The organism is Bradyrhizobium sp. CIAT3101, assembly GCF_029714945.1.
Classification (GTDB): domain Bacteria; phylum Pseudomonadota; class Alphaproteobacteria; order Rhizobiales; family Xanthobacteraceae; genus Bradyrhizobium.
In genome coordinates this window covers 261021-279071 of record NZ_CP121634.1, presented here as the reverse complement: position 1 = coordinate 279071, position 18051 = coordinate 261021, and the positions used below count along the sequence as shown (strand labels likewise).

17 protein-coding genes are annotated in these 18051 nt (G+C 64.6%); 12 read left to right on the top strand and 5 right to left on the bottom strand.

What is annotated here, in order from left to right; genetic code table 11:
• Nucleotides 1-9: 9 nt before the first annotated feature.
• The gene (locus tag QA645_RS01145) at nucleotides 10-948 is read right to left on the bottom strand and encodes a hypothetical protein (protein WP_283047645.1); all 939 of its coding nucleotides are present in this window, start codon (nucleotides 946-948) and stop codon (nucleotides 10-12) included.
• A 398-nt stretch (nucleotides 949-1346) separates the two neighbouring features.
• Here QA645_RS01145 and dnaK point away from each other — a divergent pair, with 398 nt between their 5' ends.
• The 9 genes from dnaK (at nucleotide 1347) to QA645_RS01100 (ending at nucleotide 10763) form a co-directional block, all read left to right on the top strand.
• On the top strand, nucleotides 1347-3248 hold the full coding sequence (gene dnaK, locus QA645_RS01140; protein ID WP_254127346.1) for a molecular chaperone DnaK: 1902 nt from the start codon (nucleotides 1347-1349) through the stop codon (nucleotides 3246-3248).
• Between the two features lie 258 nt (nucleotides 3249-3506).
• Nucleotides 3507-4637 (top strand): molecular chaperone DnaJ, encoded by a 1131-nt coding sequence (gene dnaJ / locus QA645_RS01135; RefSeq protein ID WP_254127345.1) that lies wholly within the window; start codon nucleotides 3507-3509, stop codon nucleotides 4635-4637.
• 93 nt (nucleotides 4638-4730) lie between these two features.
• Nucleotides 4731-5330, top strand: coding sequence for an rRNA adenine N-6-methyltransferase family protein (locus QA645_RS01130; RefSeq protein ID WP_254191187.1), 600 nt, complete (start codon nucleotides 4731-4733; stop codon nucleotides 5328-5330).
• A gap of 57 nt (nucleotides 5331-5387) precedes the next feature.
• Nucleotides 5388-5966, top strand: coding sequence for an NAD(P)H-dependent oxidoreductase (locus tag QA645_RS01125; protein WP_254127343.1), 579 nt, complete (start codon nucleotides 5388-5390; stop codon nucleotides 5964-5966).
• A gap of 6 nt (nucleotides 5967-5972) precedes the next feature.
• Nucleotides 5973-6683 (top strand): orotidine-5'-phosphate decarboxylase, encoded by a 711-nt coding sequence (pyrF, locus tag QA645_RS01120; RefSeq protein ID WP_283047641.1) that lies wholly within the window; start codon nucleotides 5973-5975, stop codon nucleotides 6681-6683.
• A gap of 22 nt (nucleotides 6684-6705) precedes the next feature.
• Nucleotides 6706-7017, top strand: coding sequence for a DUF1330 domain-containing protein (locus tag QA645_RS01115; RefSeq protein ID WP_212301930.1), 312 nt, complete (start codon nucleotides 6706-6708; stop codon nucleotides 7015-7017).
• Between the two features lie 277 nt (nucleotides 7018-7294).
• On the top strand, nucleotides 7295-8113 hold the full coding sequence (dapB, locus tag QA645_RS01110; protein WP_254127341.1) for a 4-hydroxy-tetrahydrodipicolinate reductase: 819 nt from the start codon (nucleotides 7295-7297) through the stop codon (nucleotides 8111-8113).
• A gap of 25 nt (nucleotides 8114-8138) precedes the next feature.
• A complete protein-coding gene (locus QA645_RS01105; protein WP_148777218.1) occupies nucleotides 8139-8762 on the top strand; it encodes a 2,3-bisphosphoglycerate-dependent phosphoglycerate mutase in 624 nt (207 codons plus the stop codon).
• Nucleotides 8763-8807: 45 nt separating this feature from the next.
• Nucleotides 8808-10763 (top strand): CocE/NonD family hydrolase, encoded by a 1956-nt coding sequence (locus tag QA645_RS01100; RefSeq protein ID WP_283047638.1) that lies wholly within the window; start codon nucleotides 8808-8810, stop codon nucleotides 10761-10763.
• A gap of 48 nt (nucleotides 10764-10811) precedes the next feature.
• Here the strand turns inward: QA645_RS01100 and QA645_RS01095 are convergent, their stop codons facing one another.
• Together QA645_RS01095 and QA645_RS01090 are read right to left on the bottom strand one after the other, a co-directional pair.
• Nucleotides 10812-11708 (bottom strand): bifunctional helix-turn-helix domain-containing protein/methylated-DNA--[protein]-cysteine S-methyltransferase, encoded by an 897-nt coding sequence (locus QA645_RS01095; protein ID WP_254127338.1) that lies wholly within the window; start codon nucleotides 11706-11708, stop codon nucleotides 10812-10814.
• A gap of 55 nt (nucleotides 11709-11763) precedes the next feature.
• The gene (locus QA645_RS01090) at nucleotides 11764-12297 is read right to left on the bottom strand and encodes a DUF2244 domain-containing protein (protein WP_283047635.1); all 534 of its coding nucleotides are present in this window, start codon (nucleotides 12295-12297) and stop codon (nucleotides 11764-11766) included.
• Between the two features lie 22 nt (nucleotides 12298-12319).
• On the opposite strand from QA645_RS01090, the gene nth reads away from it, so the two are divergent.
• From nth to QA645_RS01075, 3 genes are read left to right on the top strand one after another with little or no spacing between them, the layout of a single operon-like run.
• A complete protein-coding gene (gene nth, locus QA645_RS01085; RefSeq protein ID WP_283047633.1) occupies nucleotides 12320-13087 on the top strand; it encodes an endonuclease III in 768 nt (255 codons plus the stop codon).
• Between the two features lie 37 nt (nucleotides 13088-13124).
• Nucleotides 13125-14261, top strand: a complete 1137-nt coding sequence (locus QA645_RS01080; RefSeq protein ID WP_283047631.1) for an HlyD family secretion protein — start codon at nucleotides 13125-13127, stop codon at nucleotides 14259-14261.
• Nucleotides 14248-15876: an MFS transporter gene (locus QA645_RS01075; protein WP_283047630.1), complete on the top strand. Its 1629-nt coding sequence runs from the start codon at nucleotides 14248-14250 to the stop codon at nucleotides 15874-15876. The genes QA645_RS01080 and QA645_RS01075 overlap by 14 nt, the downstream gene beginning before the upstream one ends.
• 6 nt (nucleotides 15877-15882) lie before the next feature.
• Here the strand turns inward: QA645_RS01075 and QA645_RS01070 are convergent, their stop codons facing one another.
• Nucleotides 15883-16623: a sulfate transporter family protein gene (locus QA645_RS01070; protein WP_283047628.1), complete on the bottom strand. Its 741-nt coding sequence runs from the start codon at nucleotides 16621-16623 to the stop codon at nucleotides 15883-15885.
• A 232-nt stretch (nucleotides 16624-16855) separates the two neighbouring features.
• Nucleotides 16856-18025 (bottom strand): hypothetical protein, encoded by a 1170-nt coding sequence (locus QA645_RS01065; protein ID WP_283047626.1) that lies wholly within the window; start codon nucleotides 18023-18025, stop codon nucleotides 16856-16858.
• Between the last annotated feature and the right edge of the window lie 26 nt (nucleotides 18026-18051).

The window sequence follows — 18051 nt, the reverse complement described above, 5'->3', positions numbered from 1 at the left end:
CGAACCGTGCTAGCCCTTCGGCTGGATGCCGTCGCGCACGGCGCGGAAGCGGGTGAAGGCGTCCGACCATTGGTCGCGCGGCGCACTGGCGATGATGCGCAGCGAGGTGCCGCCGCCGAAGCGGATCCACTGCACCACCGTCACCGGGGTCTTGTCCTTGCCGCTGACGCCGTCGATCCGGGTCTCAAAGCCCGGCTGGCCGTTGATGCGGATCGGCTCGGACATGGTGACGCGGGACTCGCGTACGCCGGGAATCTGGAGCGCGGCTTCCTGGGCGAAGCGGGCGCGGTCGTCAGCCTGCTGCGGAGTGGCGCCGATCAGGCCGAGGATGATGAAGGGCTTCGATTCATAGCCCGAGCTCTCGTTGCCGTCGGCCAGGATCAGGCTCGAGCCCGGCACCAGCGTGCGGACGTCCTTGAAGCCGGCGAGATCGGTGATCTTGAACGGCATCAGCCCGATCTGCTCGTCAGCCGACACTTCCTTGCGGGTGGTGGCGGTCGCAAACATCTGGCGGACCGCGTCATCGGTGTAGATCTTCGACGCGTTTTCGGGGACCTGCACCGCGACATAGCCGGAGAAGCCGGTGCCCGGCACGATCATCGAATAGCGCTTCACCGGCGTCGTGCCGGCCTTGCCGCTCTCGGTGGTGAAATAGGCAAGGCCCGCCGGCGTCTCGATCTTGTCCGGCTTGACGCCATTGTTGCCGGCCGGATTGGCGGTGAAGGCGCTCACGACCTCGCCGTAAGCCGCCGGCGGCAGTTCGGTGACCAGCACCTTGACGCTGCCATCCTCGTTCTCGAAGCCCGGAAAGGTTTTGGCCGTGTTCAACCCGACCAGCGGCACCATGCCGAGGCGCAAGCCGGGCGGGTAGACGGCATCGGCGGCAAGCGCCGGAAGTGCCGTGGCAACGAGGAGGGCGAGCGCGGCGAGGGGGCGGGTCAGCTTCATGGGCACTCTGATTGGTTCACATTGAGGCCGTTCAATGGTCGGCGATTGGGCCGCTTTGTCGCGCGAGGCGGCCCCATGGCGAGGCTGTCCGGCAGGTCGGCCTTGTAGCGGGTTTGGCGCGCCGGTAACAGGGCCGGGGCCGACCACGGCGGCAGGGCCGGCAGATCGCCGAACCTGTTAATATTTCCTCACCCGCAAGGGCGGTTGAGCCCGGATATGATCTTCCAAAACCCAATGTTTTCACGGCCGAAACTTGCGTTCGGTCCTTGCGGGCCCCTCCCCCCCTCCTATATGAGCGTCAACCATCGCAATATCGCGAATGTTTGATCTTAGGGGGTTTCGGTTCGGGTGCCTTCTGGGCCCAGCCAACCTGCCGCAAAAACAAGGATATCAGGACCATGGGAAAGGTCATTGGGATCGACCTCGGCACCACGAATTCGTGCGTCGCCGTAATGGATGGCAAGAACGCCAAAGTTATCGAGAATTCCGAAGGCATGCGCACGACGCCTTCGATCGTCGCCGTGACGGACGACGGTGAGCGCCTCGTCGGCCAGCCCGCCAAGCGCCAGGCCGTGACCAATCCAGAGCGTACGTTCTTCGCAGTGAAGCGCCTCATCGGCCGCCGCTACGACGACCCGATGGTCGAGAAGGACAAGAAGCTCGTTCCGTACAAGATCGTGAAGGCTTCCAACGGCGACGCATGGGTTGAGGCCGACGGCCAGACCTACTCGCCCTCGCAGGTTTCGGCGTTCATCTTGCAGAAGATGAAGGAGACCGCGGAAGCCCATCTCGGCCAGAAGGTCGACCAGGCGGTCATCACTGTTCCCGCCTACTTCAACGACGCCCAGCGTCAGGCCACCAAGGACGCCGGCAAGATCGCGGGCCTTGAAGTGCTGCGCATCATCAACGAGCCGACCGCGGCTGCGCTGGCCTATGGTCTGGACAAGACCAAGACCGGCACGATCGCCGTGTACGACCTCGGCGGCGGCACGTTCGATATTTCCATTCTCGAAATCGGCGACGGCGTGTTCGAGGTGAAGTCGACCAACGGCGACACCTTCCTCGGCGGCGAAGATTTCGACATGCGCCTCGTGGGCTATCTGGCCGACGAGTTCCAGAAGGAGCAGGGCATCAACCTGCGCAACGACAAGCTCGCGTTGCAGCGCCTGAAGGAAGCCGCTGAGAAGGCCAAGATCGAGCTGTCGTCCACGACGCAGACCGAGATCAACCTGCCCTTCATCACCGCGGACCAGACCGGTCCGAAGCATCTGACGATGAAGCTTACCCGCGCCAAGTTCGAAGCGCTGGTCGACGACCTCGTCCAGAAGACCGTCGAGCCCTGCCGCAAGGCGCTGAAGGACGCCGGCGTCACCGCCGGTGAGATCGGCGAAGTCGTCCTGGTCGGCGGCATGTCGCGCATGCCGAAGGTCCAGGAAGTCGTGAAGCAGCTGTTCGGCAAGGAGCCGCACAAGGGCGTCAACCCGGACGAAGTCGTGGCGATCGGTGCCGCGATCCAGGCCGGCGTGCTCCAGGGCGACGTCAAGGACGTGCTGCTGCTCGACGTGACCCCGCTGTCGCTGGGCATCGAGACGCTGGGCGGCGTGTTCACCCGCATCATCGACCGCAACACCACGATCCCGACCAAGAAGAGCCAGGTGTTCTCGACCGCCGAGGACAATCAGAACGCGGTCACCATCCGCGTCTTCCAGGGCGAGCGTGAAATGGCGGCCGACAACAAGATGCTCGGCCAGTTCGACCTGATGGGCATTCCGCCGGCTCCGCGCGGCATGCCGCAGATCGAGGTGACCTTCGACATCGACGCCAACGGCATCGTCAACGTCTCGGCCAAGGACAAGGCGACTGCGAAGGAACAGCAGATCCGCATTCAGGCCTCGGGCGGCCTGTCGGAAGCCGACATCGACAAGATGGTCAAGGACGCCGAAGCAAACGCCGCGGCCGACAAGCAGCGCCGCGAGGCGGTCGATGCCAAGAACCACGCCGACGCGCTGGTGCATTCCACCGAGAAGGCACTGGCCGAGCACGGTTCGAAGGTCGGCGAGACCGAGCGCCGCGCCATCGAGGACGCCGTCAGCGACCTCAAGGAAGCGCTGAAGGGCACCGATGCCGAGGCGATCAAGGCCAAGACCAACACGCTGGCCCAGGCTTCGATGAAGCTCGGCGAGGCCATGTACGCGCAGCAAGCCGAGGCCGACGCCAAGAGGGATGCGGCCAAGGATGACGTCGTCGACGCGGAATTCACCGAAGTCGACGACGACAAGAACAACAAGAAGTCCGCTTAAGCCCGAGAGGGTATGATGCGGACGGCTTGGACCCCACACGCTGCATTGGCCTCCCCCCTCAGGGGGGAGGCTTTCGTGTCGGGCGCGACGGGCGGCGGATCTGTTTCGATCGGTCCCGTTACGATCAATCAATTCCCAGCCACTAAGCTCAACGCTGCCATGCAGCCCTCTGCCATCGCGCGGAAGGCTGCCTATATGGTCGCGTGGCGACGTTGCTTCGCCCCGACTTGAATCGCGATTGGATAGGCCGAGTCAGAAATGTCCACCAAGCGCTGCTATTACGAAACCCTCGAAGTCGAACGCTCTGCCGACGATTCGGTCCTGAAATCGTCCTTCCGCAAGCTTGCGATGAAGTTTCACCCCGACCGCAATCCCGGGGACGACAGCAGCGAGGTCAAGTTCAAGGAAATCAACGAGGCCTACGAGGTCCTGAAGGACAAGGACAAGCGCGCGGCCTATGACCGCTTCGGCCACGCCGCTTTCGAGCAGGGCGGTCCCGGTGGCGGCGGCGCTGGTTTCGGCGCGGGCTTCGCCTCTTCCTTCTCCGACATCTTCGAAGACCTGTTCGGCATGGCCGGGCAGCGCGGCCGCGGCGGCCGTGAGCGTGGCGCAGACCTGCGCTACAACATGGAAATCACCCTCGAGGAAGCCTTCGGCGGCAAGACCGCGCAGATCGAGATCCCGGTCTCCGTCACCTGCGAGGCCTGCTCGGGCATCGGCGCCAAGGCCGGCACCAAGCCGAAGACCTGCTCGACCTGCGGCGGCGCCGGCCGCGTGCGGCAGTCGCAGGGCTTCTTCACCCTCGAGCGCACCTGCCCCGGCTGCCAGGGCCGCGGCCAGATGATCGAGGACGCCTGCCCGTCCTGTTCGGGCCAGGGTCGCGTCACCCGCGAGCGGACGCTGTCGGTCAACATTCCGCAGGGCGTCGAGGACGGCACCCGGATCAGGCTCGCCGGCGAAGGCGAGGCCGGCGTCCGTGGCGGCCCGCCCGGCGACCTCTACATCTTCCTGTCGCTGGCCCAGCATCAGTTCTTCCAGCGCGACGGCGCCGATCTGCATTGCCGTGTGCCGATCTCGATGGTCACGGCCGCGCTCGGCGGTGAATTCGAGGTGCCGACCATCGACAAGGGCAAGGCCAAGGTGAAGGTGCCGGCCGGAACCCAGTCCGCCCGCCGATTCCGCATTGCATCAAAGGGCATGCCGGTGCTGCGCTCGCGCCAGATGGGCGACATGTACGTCCAGGTCGTGGTCGAGACCCCGCAGAACCTCACCAAGAAGCAGCAGGAATTGCTGGCCGAGTTCGAAAAGCTCTCCTCCGGCAACACCCAGCCGGAATCCGAGGGTTTCTTCACCAAGGTCAAGGATTTCTTCGGTAATCGGGCGAGTTGAGCCGTCTTGACCGTACCGCCTTCGGCCTATACCTGTTTATGACCATTTTCTGACACGCCGCGATCATGCGGTCTCGTCCCGTCCGGTCCAGACATGCCATTGCCGTCGTCCGCGCGTGCGTTGAAGAAGCCTCGTCTTGATGACGAGGTGCGCTTTCTCAGATCGTGGATCGAAAAGCCCCTCCACATGGGCGCGGTGATGCCGTCGGGCAAGCTGCTTGCCCGGACCATGGCTCACTACGTCGATGTCGATTCGGATGCTCCGGTGGTCGAGCTCGGGCCCGGCACCGGCGCCATCACCTCGGCGCTGGTCGAGCGCGGCGTTGATCAGAAGCGCCTCGTCCTGGTCGAATACAATCCCGGCTTCTGCGCGCTTTTGCGCGACCGCTATCCGCAGGCCAAGGTGGTGCAGGGCGATGCCTACCGCCTGCGCGACACGCTCTGGAACGTGCTGAGCGCGCCCGCCTCCGCCGTCGTGTCCGGCCTGCCGCTGGTCACGAAACCGATGCTGACGCGGCTGCGGCTGATCCGCGATGCCTTTACGGCGCTCTCGCCCGGCGCGCCCTTCGTCCAGTTCACCTATGCGGTGGTGCCGCCGATCCCGAAATCGCTGCCCGGCGTGTCCACAGAGGCCTCGGAACGGATCTGGATGAACCTTCCGCCGGCCCGCGTCTGGGTGTATCGCAAGGACTAATTCCGCCGGCTTCCTTTCATGCGCGGCGGGCTCGTTTCGCCGAACGTATGGAAGAGGATGTCAGCCCCGAAAATCCTGGTCATTCCCGGCTCGCTGCGCACCGGCTCGCACAACGCGAAGCTGGCCGCGGTCGCCGCCTATGAATTCGCCCAGGCCGGCGTCGACGTCACCCGCATCTCGCTCGCCGATTTTCCGCTGCCGATCTACGACGGCGATCTCCAGGCCAAGTCGGGCATCCCGAAGCACGCCATCAATCTCAAGCGCATGATCGGTACGCATCATGGCGTGCTGATCGTCTCGCCCGAGTACAACGCCTCGGTGCCGCCGCTGCTCAAGAATGCGATCGATTGGGTCAGTCGCGTGCAGGATCTGCACGAGGCGCGTGGCGACGTCTTCCGCAACCGCGCCTTCGCGCTTGCCGGTGCTTCGCAGAGCCGGCTTGGTGCGGCCCGCGCGCTGCAAGCGTTGCGGCTGATCCTGACATCCTGCCACGCCAATGTGATTGCCAGCCAGCTCACGCTCGCCTTTGCCGACCAGGCCTATGACGATATGGACAGGCTCAAGAACCAGGGCGATATCGACGCCATGAAAGAGATGGTGCGGCAGTTGATCGACATTTCCCAACGCATGATGTGAGGTGACATGACGCAAGCCGAAATCGCCCCGAAAGACCGCCTGATCGTTGCGCTCGATTTACCCAGTGTCGATGCCGCGGAGGCGATGATCGCAAGGCTCGGCGACAGCGTCACCTTCTACAAGATCGGCTATCGCCTCGCCTATGCCGGCGGCTTGCCGCTGGTCGCCAAGCTTGCCGACAAGGGCAAGAAGGTCTTTCTCGATCTCAAGCTGCACGACATCGGCAACACCGTGACGCAAGGCGTCGAGAGCATCACCAAGTTGGGTGCGACCTTCCTCACCGTGCACGCCTATCCGCAGACCATGAAGGGCGCCGTCGAAGGCCGCGGCTCCTCGAAGCTGAAGCTCCTCGCCGTCACGGTGCTGACCTCCTACAACGAGGACGATCTGCACGCGGCCGGCTACCGGCTCGGCGTCTCAGAGCTGGTCGAAGCGCGCGCGCAGCAGGCGCAGGTGCTTGGCGTCGACGGGCTCGTGTCCTCGCCCGAGGAAGTCGGAGCCTTGCGCAAGATCGTCGGCCACCAGATGCATCTCGTCACCCCCGGCATTCGCCCGGCGGGTTCGGCAACAGGCGATCAGAAGCGCATCATGACGCCCGGTCGTGCGATTGTCGCGGGCGCGGATTATCTCGTCGTCGGGCGGCCGGTGGTGGAAGCCTCCGACCCCAAGGCGATCGCAGAGGCCATCCAGGTCGAGATTGCGCAGGCACTTGCCTAACCAACACCCAGGGAGAAGAACAATGGCAAAAGGCTACTGGATCGGACGCGTCGACGTGAGCAGTGACGAGGGCTACAAGCCCTACGCCGTCGCCAATGGTCCGATCTTCAAGAAATGGGGTGGCCGCTTCGTCGTCCGCGCCGGCAAGTTCACCACCGTCGAAGGTGCAAGCCGCACCCGCAACGTCGTGATCGAATTCCCGGACTACCAGACCGCGATCGCCTGCTACAATTCCCCGGAATACCAGGCCAACATCAAGGTGCGCCAACCGCACTCGATCGCCGACCTCATCATCATCGAGGGCTATGACGGCCCGCAGCCATCGGACGGCTGAGGCACGGTCTTCTTTACCCTCCCCTGGAGGGGTCCGGGACGAGCGTAGCTCGCCCGTGGGTCGATCGCGCGAAGCGCGGGCGGGGTGGGGTGATCTCTCCACACGGGGACTGTGCGTCGCGGAGAGACTGTCACCCCACCCCGTCTCACATTTCGCTTCGCTCCATGTGAGCCGACCCTCCCCCTCCAGGGGAGGGTGGGTGCGCGTCGTGCGCCCATGGCCTCTCGGTTGCCGGAACTGCATCCCGCCGCTACAACGGCGCTGAGAGGATCAAACCATGTCAGATATGCGCCTGATTGTTGCTGGAGCCGGTGGCCGGATGGGCCGCGCCCTGACGCGGGCGATTGCCGACAGCAAAGGCGCGGTGCTCGCAGGCGCCCTGGAGGCGCCGGGCTCGGAGTTGCTCGGCAAGGATGCCGGCGTGCTCGCGGGCCTGCCCGAAAACGGCATCAAGCTGTCCGCCGACCTCTGGGCGATGTCCAAGGACGCCGACGGCATTCTGGATTTCACCGTGCCGGCCGCGACCATCGCCAATGTCGCGATCGCCGCCGAGCGCGGGCTCGTCCATGTCATCGGCACGACCGGGCTGTCGGCTTCCGACAACGCCGTGATCAAGAGCGTCACCAACCGCGCCGTCGTGGTTCAGTCGGGCAATATGAGCCTGGGTGTCAATCTGCTCGCCGCGGTGGTCAAGCGCGTCGCCAAGGCGCTCGACGAGAATTTCGACATCGAGATCGTCGAGTCCCATCACCGCATGAAGGTCGATGCCCCCTCGGGCACTGCGCTGATGCTGGGCCAGGCGGCGGCTGCCGGTCGCGGCATCCCGCTCGACGATGAGCATTCGGAACGCGGTCGCGACGGCATCACCGGCGCGCGCAAGCCCGGCGCGATCGGCTTTGCCTCGTTGCGCGGCGGCACCGTCGCCGGCGAGCACAGCGTGACCTTCCTCGGCCAGTTCGAGCGCCTGACGCTGTCGCATCTCGCCGAAGACCGCATGCTGTTCGCACACGGCGCGCTGAAAGCGGCGTTGTGGGCGCACGGCAAGAAGCCGGGACACTACTCCATGGCCGACGTGCTCGGCCTCGCTGACATCTGAACCAAGCAAGCAACGGAAACTGTCAATGAGCGAACGTCTTCTCGTGCTGGTGCGGCACGGCCAGAGCGAATGGAATCTGAAGAACCTGTTTACCGGCTGGAAGGACCCTGATCTCACCGAGCTCGGCGTGAAGGAAGCCTCCGAGGCGGGCCGCAAGCTCAAGGCACAGGGCCTCGTGTTCGACGTCGCCTACACCTCGGTGCTCACGCGCGCGCAGCACACGCTCGATCTCATTCTCGGCGAGCTCGGCCAGAAGGGCCTGCCGACCTCGAAAGACCTTGCGCTGAACGAGCGCGACTACGGCGATCTCTCCGGCCTCAACAAGGACGACGCGCGCAAGAAGTGGGGCGAGGACCAGGTGCTGATCTGGCGCCGCTCCTACGACGTGCCGCCGCCCGGTGGCGAAAGCCTGAAGGACACGTTGGCGCGCGCGCTGCCCTATTACGTGCAGGAAATCCTGCCCGGCGTGCTCAACGGCAAGCGTACGCTGGTCGCCGCCCACGGCAACTCGCTGCGCGCGCTGATCATGGTGCTGGAGAAGCTGTCGCCCGAAGGCATTTTGAAGCGCGAGCTCGCGACCGGCGTGCCGATTATCTATCGGCTCAATGCGGATTCGACGGTGGCGTCGAAGCTGGATCTGGCGTCGTAATCGTTCGGGAGCTGGTGCGGAGCGGCGCAGAAAGGGCGGGCCTCCATGGACGGTTCGGCACGGAGCGGAATCTCCCGACGTGAAGCCGCCAAGCTTGGCATTGGCCTTGGTTTGATGTCGGTCGCCGGCGCCGGAAAGGCGGCCCAGTCCTACGAGGTGATCCTCGAAGCCAAAATCATGGTGCCGATGCGCGACGGCATCAGGCTTGCCACCGATGTCTACCGCCCCGCGCTGAACGGGAAGGCACTGCCCGGCCCGTTTCCTGTCATTCTCGAGCGTACCCCCTACGGCCGCAATATCGTCAGTCGATCCGAAATATCCGTCGCGGAGCCGAAACCGAAATCGCGTGCCGAGGTTGCGGCGTTCTTCGCAAGGACCGGCTATGTCGTGATCTATCAGGACTGCCGCGGGCGCTATGATTCCGAAGGCGAGTTCGTCAAATATCTGAGCGACGGAAACGATGGCTACGATTGCTGCAAATGGATCGTGGCTCAGCCGTGGTGCAACGGCAAGATCGGCACCATGGGGCTATCCTACGCGGCTCATACCCAGGGCGCGCTCGGTTGCACCAACCCGCCAGGCATTGCCGCGATGTTTCTCGACAGCGGCGGCTTCTCCAATTCCTACCAGGGCGGGATTCGCCAGGGCGGAGCCTTCGAGCTGAAGCAGGTGACCTGGGGCTTCAACAACGGACTGGTCAGCCCTGCGGTTCAGAACGATCCAATCCGGCTCGCCGAAATGAAGGCCATCGACCTGAAGGCCTGGTTCGCGCGCATGCCCTGGAAGCGCGGCCATTCTCCGCTGACGCCCGCTCCCGAATACGAAAACTATGTCTACGACCAGTGGGAACACGGCAATTTCGACGATTACTGGAAGCAGATCGGCATTCACGCGGCTGGCTACTACGATCAGTTCAGTGACGCGCCGATGGTGCACATGTCGGCGTGGTATGATCCCTATCCGCGCACGGCGACCGAAAATTACATCGGTCTCAAGGCCCGCAAGAAGGGCCCGGTCAGGCTGATCCTTGGCCCCTGGACGCACGGCGACCGCTCGCTGACCTATGCAGGCGACGTCGATTTCGGGCCGGCCGCCACGCTCGACCGCAATCTGGCGCAGGATTATCTGAGCCTGCGATTGCGCTGGTTCGACGCCTGGCTGAAGGGCGAGCCCAACGGTGTGGCCGAAGAGCCGGCGGTACGGATTTTCGTCATGGGAGGCGGCTCCGGCCGCCGCAATGCTGCAGGCCGGCTCGACCATGGCGGACGCTGGCGCGCCGAAAAGGACTGGCCTATCCCGGACGCGCGCAATACGCCCTACCATCTGCATGAGAACGGCCGTCTCGCGCCGGAACCGCCTGCGGCAGCAGTCGAGCCGCTGACCTTCGATTTCGATCCGGCGCATCCGGTGCCGACGATCGGTGGTACGGTGACTTCGGGCGCTCCCGTGATGGTTGGCGGGGCGTTTGACCAGACCGAGGGACCGCGCTTCTTCGGCTCGCGCGAGCCCTATCTTCCGCTTGCCGCACGCCCCGACGTGCTGGTCTTCGAGACGCCGGTGCTCGATCGCGACATCGAAATCACCGGGCCGATCGTGGCTCATCTCTGGGTTTCGTCCGACCAGCTCGATACCGACATCACGATCAAGCTGATCGACGTCTATCCGTCGTCTGATGATTATCCGCAGGGCTTCGCCATGAACCTGACCGACGGCATCCTGCGGCTGCGCTATCGCAATTCCTGGGAGAAGCCCGAGCTGCTGCACCCGGGCGAACCTGTTGCAGTGACGGTCGAGGCTTTCCCCACCGCCAATCTCTTCCGGCGCGGGCACCGCATCCGGCTCGATGTCTCGTCGAGCAATTTTCCCCACTTCGACGTTAACCCGAACACCGGCGCATCCGAGGGCAAGGGCCTCTCGCGCCGGGTGGCTCGCAACAGCATCTATCTGGACCGCGATCGCCCGTCGCTCGTGGTCTTGCCGGTCATCCCCGAGCGATCGTGACCGGTCGATGCCGCAAGCGGGAGGCATCGCGCGCCGCGTGCGCGACGTCTACTGCATCCCCAGCTGCCCGGCCTCCCAGCCCAGCATCGCCTGCTTGCGGGTGATGCCCCAGTGATAGCCGGTGAGCGTGCCGCTCTTGCCGAGGGCGCGGTGACACGGCACGACGAAGGAGACGGGGTTTTTTCCGACCGCTGCACCGACGGCGCGCGAGGCCTTCGGATTGTCGATGTTGCAGGCGATGTCGGAATACGACACCGCGCGTCCCATCGGGATCTTCAACAGCGTCTCCCACACCCGCACCTCGAAATCGGTGCCGATCATCACCACGCGCAGCGGCTGGTCCGGCCGCCACAGTTTCGTGTCGAAGATGCGTTGCGCCAGCGGCGCGGTGCCTTCGTGATCCTCGATGTAAGTTGCGTTCGGCCAGCGTCGCGTCATGTCGGCCAGCGACGCCTTCTCCTCGCCGGGGTCGGCGAAGGCGAGACCCGAGAGGCCGCGATCGGTCGCGATCACGATCGCAGTGCCGAACGGCGAGGGATGGAAGCCGTAGCGCAAGGTCAAGCCCGCGCCGCCGTTCTTCCATTCGCCCGGCGACATCGCCTCGTGCGTGACGAAGAGGTCGTGCAGCCGGCCGGGACCCGAGAGCCCGGAGTCGAGCGCCGCATCGAGAATGCTGGCGGAGTCCCGCAGCAATCCCTTGGCGTGGTCGAGGGTGAGCGCCTGCATGAAGGCCTTCGGCGTGATCGAGGCCCAGCGGCGGAACAGATGGTGCAGCTCATCCGGCGTGACGCCGGCCGCGTCGGCCATCGCCTCGATGGTCGGCTGCGCGCGCCAGTTCTCCGAGATGAACGCGATGGCCCGGCGCACGGAATCGTAGTCGCGCAGCGCGGCGTTCTGGGGGCCCGGCTTGGCCAGGCGCTGGTCATGTATGGCGAGTGTCATCATGGTCGGAAATGTAGGCGCGGCAGGGATGCGAAACCACCCGATTTCCGACTGCGCTTCAGGTCACCGGGTTGTAGGTCGGGCCGCGCTTGGCGGCGTTCAGCGCCTCGATCAAGCCTTTGTAAAAACTCGCTTTTTCATCAGGCCCTAAAAAACGTGCGATCTGGATCTGGTGACCGCGCGAGATCAGGTAGAGATGCTCGATGCCAAAATCCTCGTCGACCTCCATGTCGAGGCGGACCCAGAGCGGATTGAAGGTGAATTCGGCCACCTGGCCGTGGTGGCTGACGCGGCGCACGCGCAATTCAGAGGTCGTGACCGTGATCTCCTCGCGCGCCCGCCCGGTCCGGAAATTGACCTTGAAGGCCCACCAGACCACGAGCACGTCGAGGCCGAAAAAGCCGAGCACCGGCCAGGCGCCCTTCATCAGGAAGACTATTCCGGTGACGAAGCTGACGACGCTCAGGAACAGCATCACGGCGAGGAAGCCGGTGCGGTTCAGCGAGCGGTGCGGCGTCAGCAGCGCGGAGAAGATCTGCTGTTCGCGCGGATCTTCAGAAGGCTTGCGCTCAATTTCGTTGCCTGTGCTCATCGTCCCTCAGTATATCCCGATCATGGCGAAAATCACCCGCAAGCCGGCCTCGCGCAAAGCGGCGGTGCCGAAGAAAAAGGCAAAGGCAGCCACGGCCAAACCGAAGGCGCCTGCGAAGAAATCCCTCAAGGGCATCAAACCCAATTCTATGAAACCTTGGACGCCGGCGGAAGTTCGCGAGGTCTTCAGCCGTTTCCAACAGGCCAATCCCGAGCCGAGGGGTGAGCTCGAGCACGTCAATCCGTTCACGCTACTGGTTGCCGTGGTGTTGTCGGCACAGGCAACCGATGCCGGCGTCAACAAGGCGACACGCGCCTTGTTCGAGATCGCGGACACGCCGCAGAAGATGCTCGACCTCGGCGAAGAGCGCCTGCGCGAGTACATCAAGACCATCGGCCTCTACCGTACCAAGGCCAAGAACGTGATCGCACTGTCGGCCAAGGTGCTCAGCGATTTCGGCGGCGAGGTGCCGCGTACGCGGGCCGAGATCGAGTCGCTGCCGGGCGCGGGACGTAAGACCGCCAACGTCGTGCTCAACATGGCCTTCGGCGAGCACACCATGGCGGTCGACACGCACGTCTTCCGCGTCGGCAATCGCACCGGACTGGCGCCCGGCAAGACGCCGCTGGAAGTCGAGCTTGGTCTCGAAAAGGTGATCCCGGCCGAGTTCATGCTGCATGCCCATCATTGGCTGATCCTGCACGGCCGCTATACTTGCCTCGCGCGCAAGCCGCGCTGCGAGGTTTGCCTGATCAACGATCTCTGCCGGTGGCCGGAGAAGACGGTGTGAACGTGGCGTTCGGGCCAAGTGGTTTTGGGGGCATTCGTTGAGTCAGCAGGAACAAGTTCCGTCACCGCCGCCCGCAGCCACGCCGGCGCCGCCGCCGAAGCCGACGCAGCGGCCGGCGTCCTCGCTCTGGAGCCGTCTCGCGATCCCGATGTTTGCCGTGATCATCGCGCTCGCCTTCGTCGCGCTGGCGACATTGCGGTTCGACGAATGGGTCGGCAATGCCGTGGTTCAGACCACCAATGATGCCTATGTGCGCGCCGACCTGACCCGGCTCTCGAGCCGGGTCTCCGGCGAGGTGTTGACCGTCGCAGTGGACGACTTCCAGCGGGTCAAGGCCGGCGACCTCCTGATCCAGATCGATCCCGCCGATTACGAGGCCCAGGTCGCGCAGTCCGAGGCGGCGGTCGCCGCCGCGCAAGCCGTGCTCGACAATTTGGCCAACCAGATCGAGCTGCAATACGCGACGATCGCACAGGCCGAGGCCGCGCGGCTGTCGGCGGAAGCGCTGGAGGTCGAAGCCAAGCAGGAGCAGGAGCGCCAGCAATCGCTGACGCAGACCGAAGCCGGCACGCGGCAGCGGCTCGAGCAGGCGGTTGCGGGCTTGGCCAAGGCGCAAGCCGATGTGCGCGCCAGCCGCGCCGTGATCGCGGCCCAGCAGCATCAGCTCGAGGTCCTGCAAGGCACCAAGAAGCAGCGCGCCGCCGATCTCGACGCCACCAAGGCGACGCTGGCGAGCGCGAAGCTCAAGCTCGGCTACACCAAGATCACGGCGCCGTTCGACGGTGTCGTCGGCGAGCGCCAGGTGCAGCCCGGTGACTACGTCAATATCGGCACCAACCTCATCAACGTGGTGCCGCTGCCGAAGGTCTATGTGATCGCGAACTACAAGGAGACCCAGCTCACGCACGTGATGCCGGGTCAGCCGGTCGAGATCACCGTCGACAGCTTTTCGCGCGAGAAGCTGCGCGGCAAGGTCGAGCGTATTGCGCCCGCGACCGGCGCGCAGGTCGCGCTGCTGCCGCCCGACAATGCGACCGGCAATTTCACCAAGGTCGTGCAACGTATTCCCGTCCGTATCCAGTTCGACGACAACCAGCCTTTGCTGGCGCGGCTCGTGCCGGGCATGTCTGTTGTCACCAGCATCGACACGAAGGGCGCGGATGGCGGAAAATGACGACGCCCGTCGCGGACCGGTCTCGCGCGGCGGCATCGCGCCTCAGCCGCTGTTTGCCGTGGCGGCGGTGCTGCTCGGCTCGTTCCTCACCAATGTCGACAGCCGCCTGACCACAATCGGCTTGCCGGATCTGCGCGGCGCGTTCTCGCTCTCGTTCGACGAGGGTGCGTGGCTCTCCACCGCCGGCATCGGATCGCAGATCCTGATCGCGCCCGCAGTGCCGTGGCTTGCGACCGCGTTCGGCCTGCGCCGCGTGCTCGGCATCCCGAGTTTGATCTATGCTGTGATCTCGCTGATCGTTCCCTTGGTGCACGATTATCCGACGCTGATCGCGCTCAGCGTCGTGCATGGCCTCCTGCTCGGCACCTTCGTGCCGGCGACGCTGATGATCATATTCCGGAACTTGCCGATGCGCTGGTGGCTGCCGGCGATCTCGCTCTACTCGATCCGCGTCGGCTTTGCCTTCGACACGTCGAGCTCGCTGGTCGGCTTCTATGTCGATCATCTCGGCTGGCAATGGGTCTACTGGCAGAGCGTGGTGATCGCGCCCCTGATGGGCCTGATGGTTTATCTCGGCACGCCGAGCGAGCCGGTCAACCGCGCGTTGATGCGCGAGGCCGATTGGGGCGGCATGCTGCTGCTCGGCGTCGCGGTCTCGATGATCTATGCCGGCCTCGACCAGGGCAATCGGCTCGACTGGCTGGGCTCCGGGACGGTGATGGCGCTGCTCGTCGGCGGCGCGGTGCTGTTCGCGGGCTTCATCGTCAATGAATCGCTGGTGCGCCAGCCCTGGGCCCATGTCGATGTGCTGTTCTCGCGCAACATCGGATTGGGCCTGGTCTTGATCCTGCTCTACACGCTGACCAGCCTCTCCAATTCGTCGCTGGTACCAAACTTCCTCGGCAATGTCGGTCTGCTCAGGCCGGAGCAGAGCGGCCTCTTGTTGCTGACCTATGGCGCGCTGCCGATGTTCGTGCTGGTGCCGATCTCGATCTGGCTGCTGCGGCATTTCGATACACGCACGGTGGCGGTCGTCGGATTTGCCTGCTTCGCGGCTGCCAATCTCTGGGGGACCCAACTGACCCATGACTGGGCGCGCGAGGATTTCATCGGCATCGTGCTGCTCCAGTCGATCGGGCAGTCGCTGACCTTGCTGCCGTTGATCATCACGCTGCTGTCCAACTCCGATCCGAGCCGCGCCACCGCCTTTGCCGCCTACATCCAGGTCATGCGGCTCGGCGGCGCCGAGATCGGCGTGGCGTTGATGGGAACCTGGTTGCGCGTTCGCGAGCAGGTCCATTCTTTCTATATCGGCCAGAACCTGGAGGTCGGCGACGTCAATGTGGTGCGTGCGCTGAAGCAGCTTGCCGATCTCTTCGCCGCCCACGGCGTCGGTTCGGCGCCGGCGCGCGCGGTCGGCACGCTCGCAAGCTTCGTTGCGCGCGAGGCCAATGTGCTCGCCTATATCGACGGTTTCTGGCTCTGCTTCTGGCTGGCGATATCAGCGCTCGGCTTCATCGCCCTGATCACCCGCGCGCCGCCGGGTCCGTTCACCCCCGCGCCATTCGGCTTCGCCAAGATGCTGCTGAGGAAATGCGGGGTAGCGGTGACGTAGCGAACGTCACCGCATCTGTCGCGCCGGCTCGATCAGCTCGGGCCGCGGTCCCGATAGCCGCTTGTGCATGTGGACCATGAAGGCCATGCCGAAGATCGGCGTCGCCAGGTTGACGATCGGGATCGAGACGAAGGCTGCGATGAAAAGGCCCGCGGTGAAGATGGTCGCGGCATTGTCGCGCCGCATCGCCTTGGCGTCCTCCGGCGAACGGAAGCGCATCGCGGCGAGCTCGAAATATTCACGGCCCAACAGCCACGCGGCGGCGAGGAAGAAGATCAGGAAACCGGCGCCGGCAAACAACACGAGCGGCAGCGCGATCAGATAGACCAGGAGGGTCAGCAGCGCCGTCTTGATGCCCTCGAGGATGGCCTGGTTGAACGGCAGCGCCGTGCCCGGCCGCTCGGCCGGATAATATTCGCGCTCTACGACGTCGGCGACGTCGTCGACGAAGAAGCTCGCGACCAGCGAGGTGATCGCCGGCATCAGGAATACGCTGCCGAACACGACGCCGAGGCCGGCCGCAATCGAGATGATCCAGGCGAGGACTTCGAGGGATGAGTGCCAGCTCGGCCCGAGCAGGCCCTCGAGCCAGACCTCGCCATAGGTTGCGAACCAGCTCAGCATCCGCTGCAACCCGATCGCCAGCACGACGATCAGCACCAGTGCAAGCCCGATCGATCGCCACAGGATCGTGCGCATCGGCGGCGACATCATTTGCGACAGCGCCTTCACGGCGGCATCCAGCATGGGAACCTCTCACCAAACCACCCGCGAGAGGTAGACATACCGGGCCGCTTCGGCAAGGGAGGCTGACCTGCCCTGATTGCGTCATAAGTACTCTCGCCCCTCATCCTGAGGAGCTTGTGCAGCAAGCGTCTCGAAGGATAGAGGCCCCGCAGCCGGGCCTTCATGGTTCGAGACGCGCGTTCCGCGCTCCTCACCATGAGGGGCGACTATGGGGCAATCGAACGACCGCGGCCTATGGCTCCACCACGATGCTGGCCCAGCACGCGATGGCGCTGCAGACCGTGCTCCAGCGGCCAAATCCCTTGTAGATCTGGGCGGCGACCTGCTCCTGCTGCTTCAGCGTGCCCTCGGCCTTGATCTGCGGGTCGGAGACGTTGCGGATCGCGAGCCAGCGCGGCGCCTTGGCGCCCATCTCCTGGGCGACGAGACCGAGGATGGCGTCGCCCATCTCGGAAACGTCGCCAAGTCCCTGGAGCTTGAAGTGATTGTCCGAGGTGTCGAAGCCGAAGAAGTCTGTGGTCACCACGGACGACGACAGCTCGCTCGGCTTGGTCACGAAGATCTTCGGCGCACGGGTGTTCGTCTTCGGCAGTTGCCCGGCATTGGCCTTGAACAGCGTCTTGGCCGTCGCGAATTTCGTCGTCTTGGCCGGCTTGCTGGAGAAATGCTCCTGCGCAAACGGTTGCTTCTTGAACTTCGAGAGGCAGTCGAAGCGCACGATCGGGCTGACGACGACGTCGCCGACCTCGACCTCTTTGCCGATGCCGCCGGCCGTGCCCGTGGTGATCACGAGCGTGGGCTGCACCTCGGTGATGATCTGGCGCCAGACGTCGATGTTCGGCAGTTGCGGGCCGTCCTGCGACATGTGCGAATCTGACTTGAAGACGACGACCTTCTTCTTGTTGATCGTCGTGGTCCAGAAGGCGCCGAGCCGCTTCAGCTCCTTGGCCGGGCAGCCGTTGCGCATCTTCTTCGAGATGGTCGCGTAATTGTGCGTGTAGGGGACGTAGTCGTTGTGCGAGTCCTTGCCCGGCGTCAGCACGCGGCTGGTTGCGTGCCCTTCGTCGACTGTCCAGGTCACGACCAGCACGTCGGCGCGCGGCAGCGGGCCCTTGCCATTGCCCGGCTTCGGCCCGGTCTGCGGCGCGAGCCCCTTGGGCCAGGGAATATCGGTGAAGCGCGACAGCCCGGTCGCGGTCGAGAAGGCCATGAACTCGCGGCCTTCGGTCGATTCGGAATCGAAATCGATGATCTCGCGCTGAAAGTCTTCGGGCGCGACCTTCGCGGTCTTCTTCACGGCGGCATCCGCGATGCGCTTGACCACGAAGGTCCCGCGCGGTGGTGGTGTGGTGATCGGATCGAAGCCGAGGTTCTTCTCAACCCATTTGCGGTCAGCAGGCATTGCGCGATCTCCGCCAATTGTTTTTG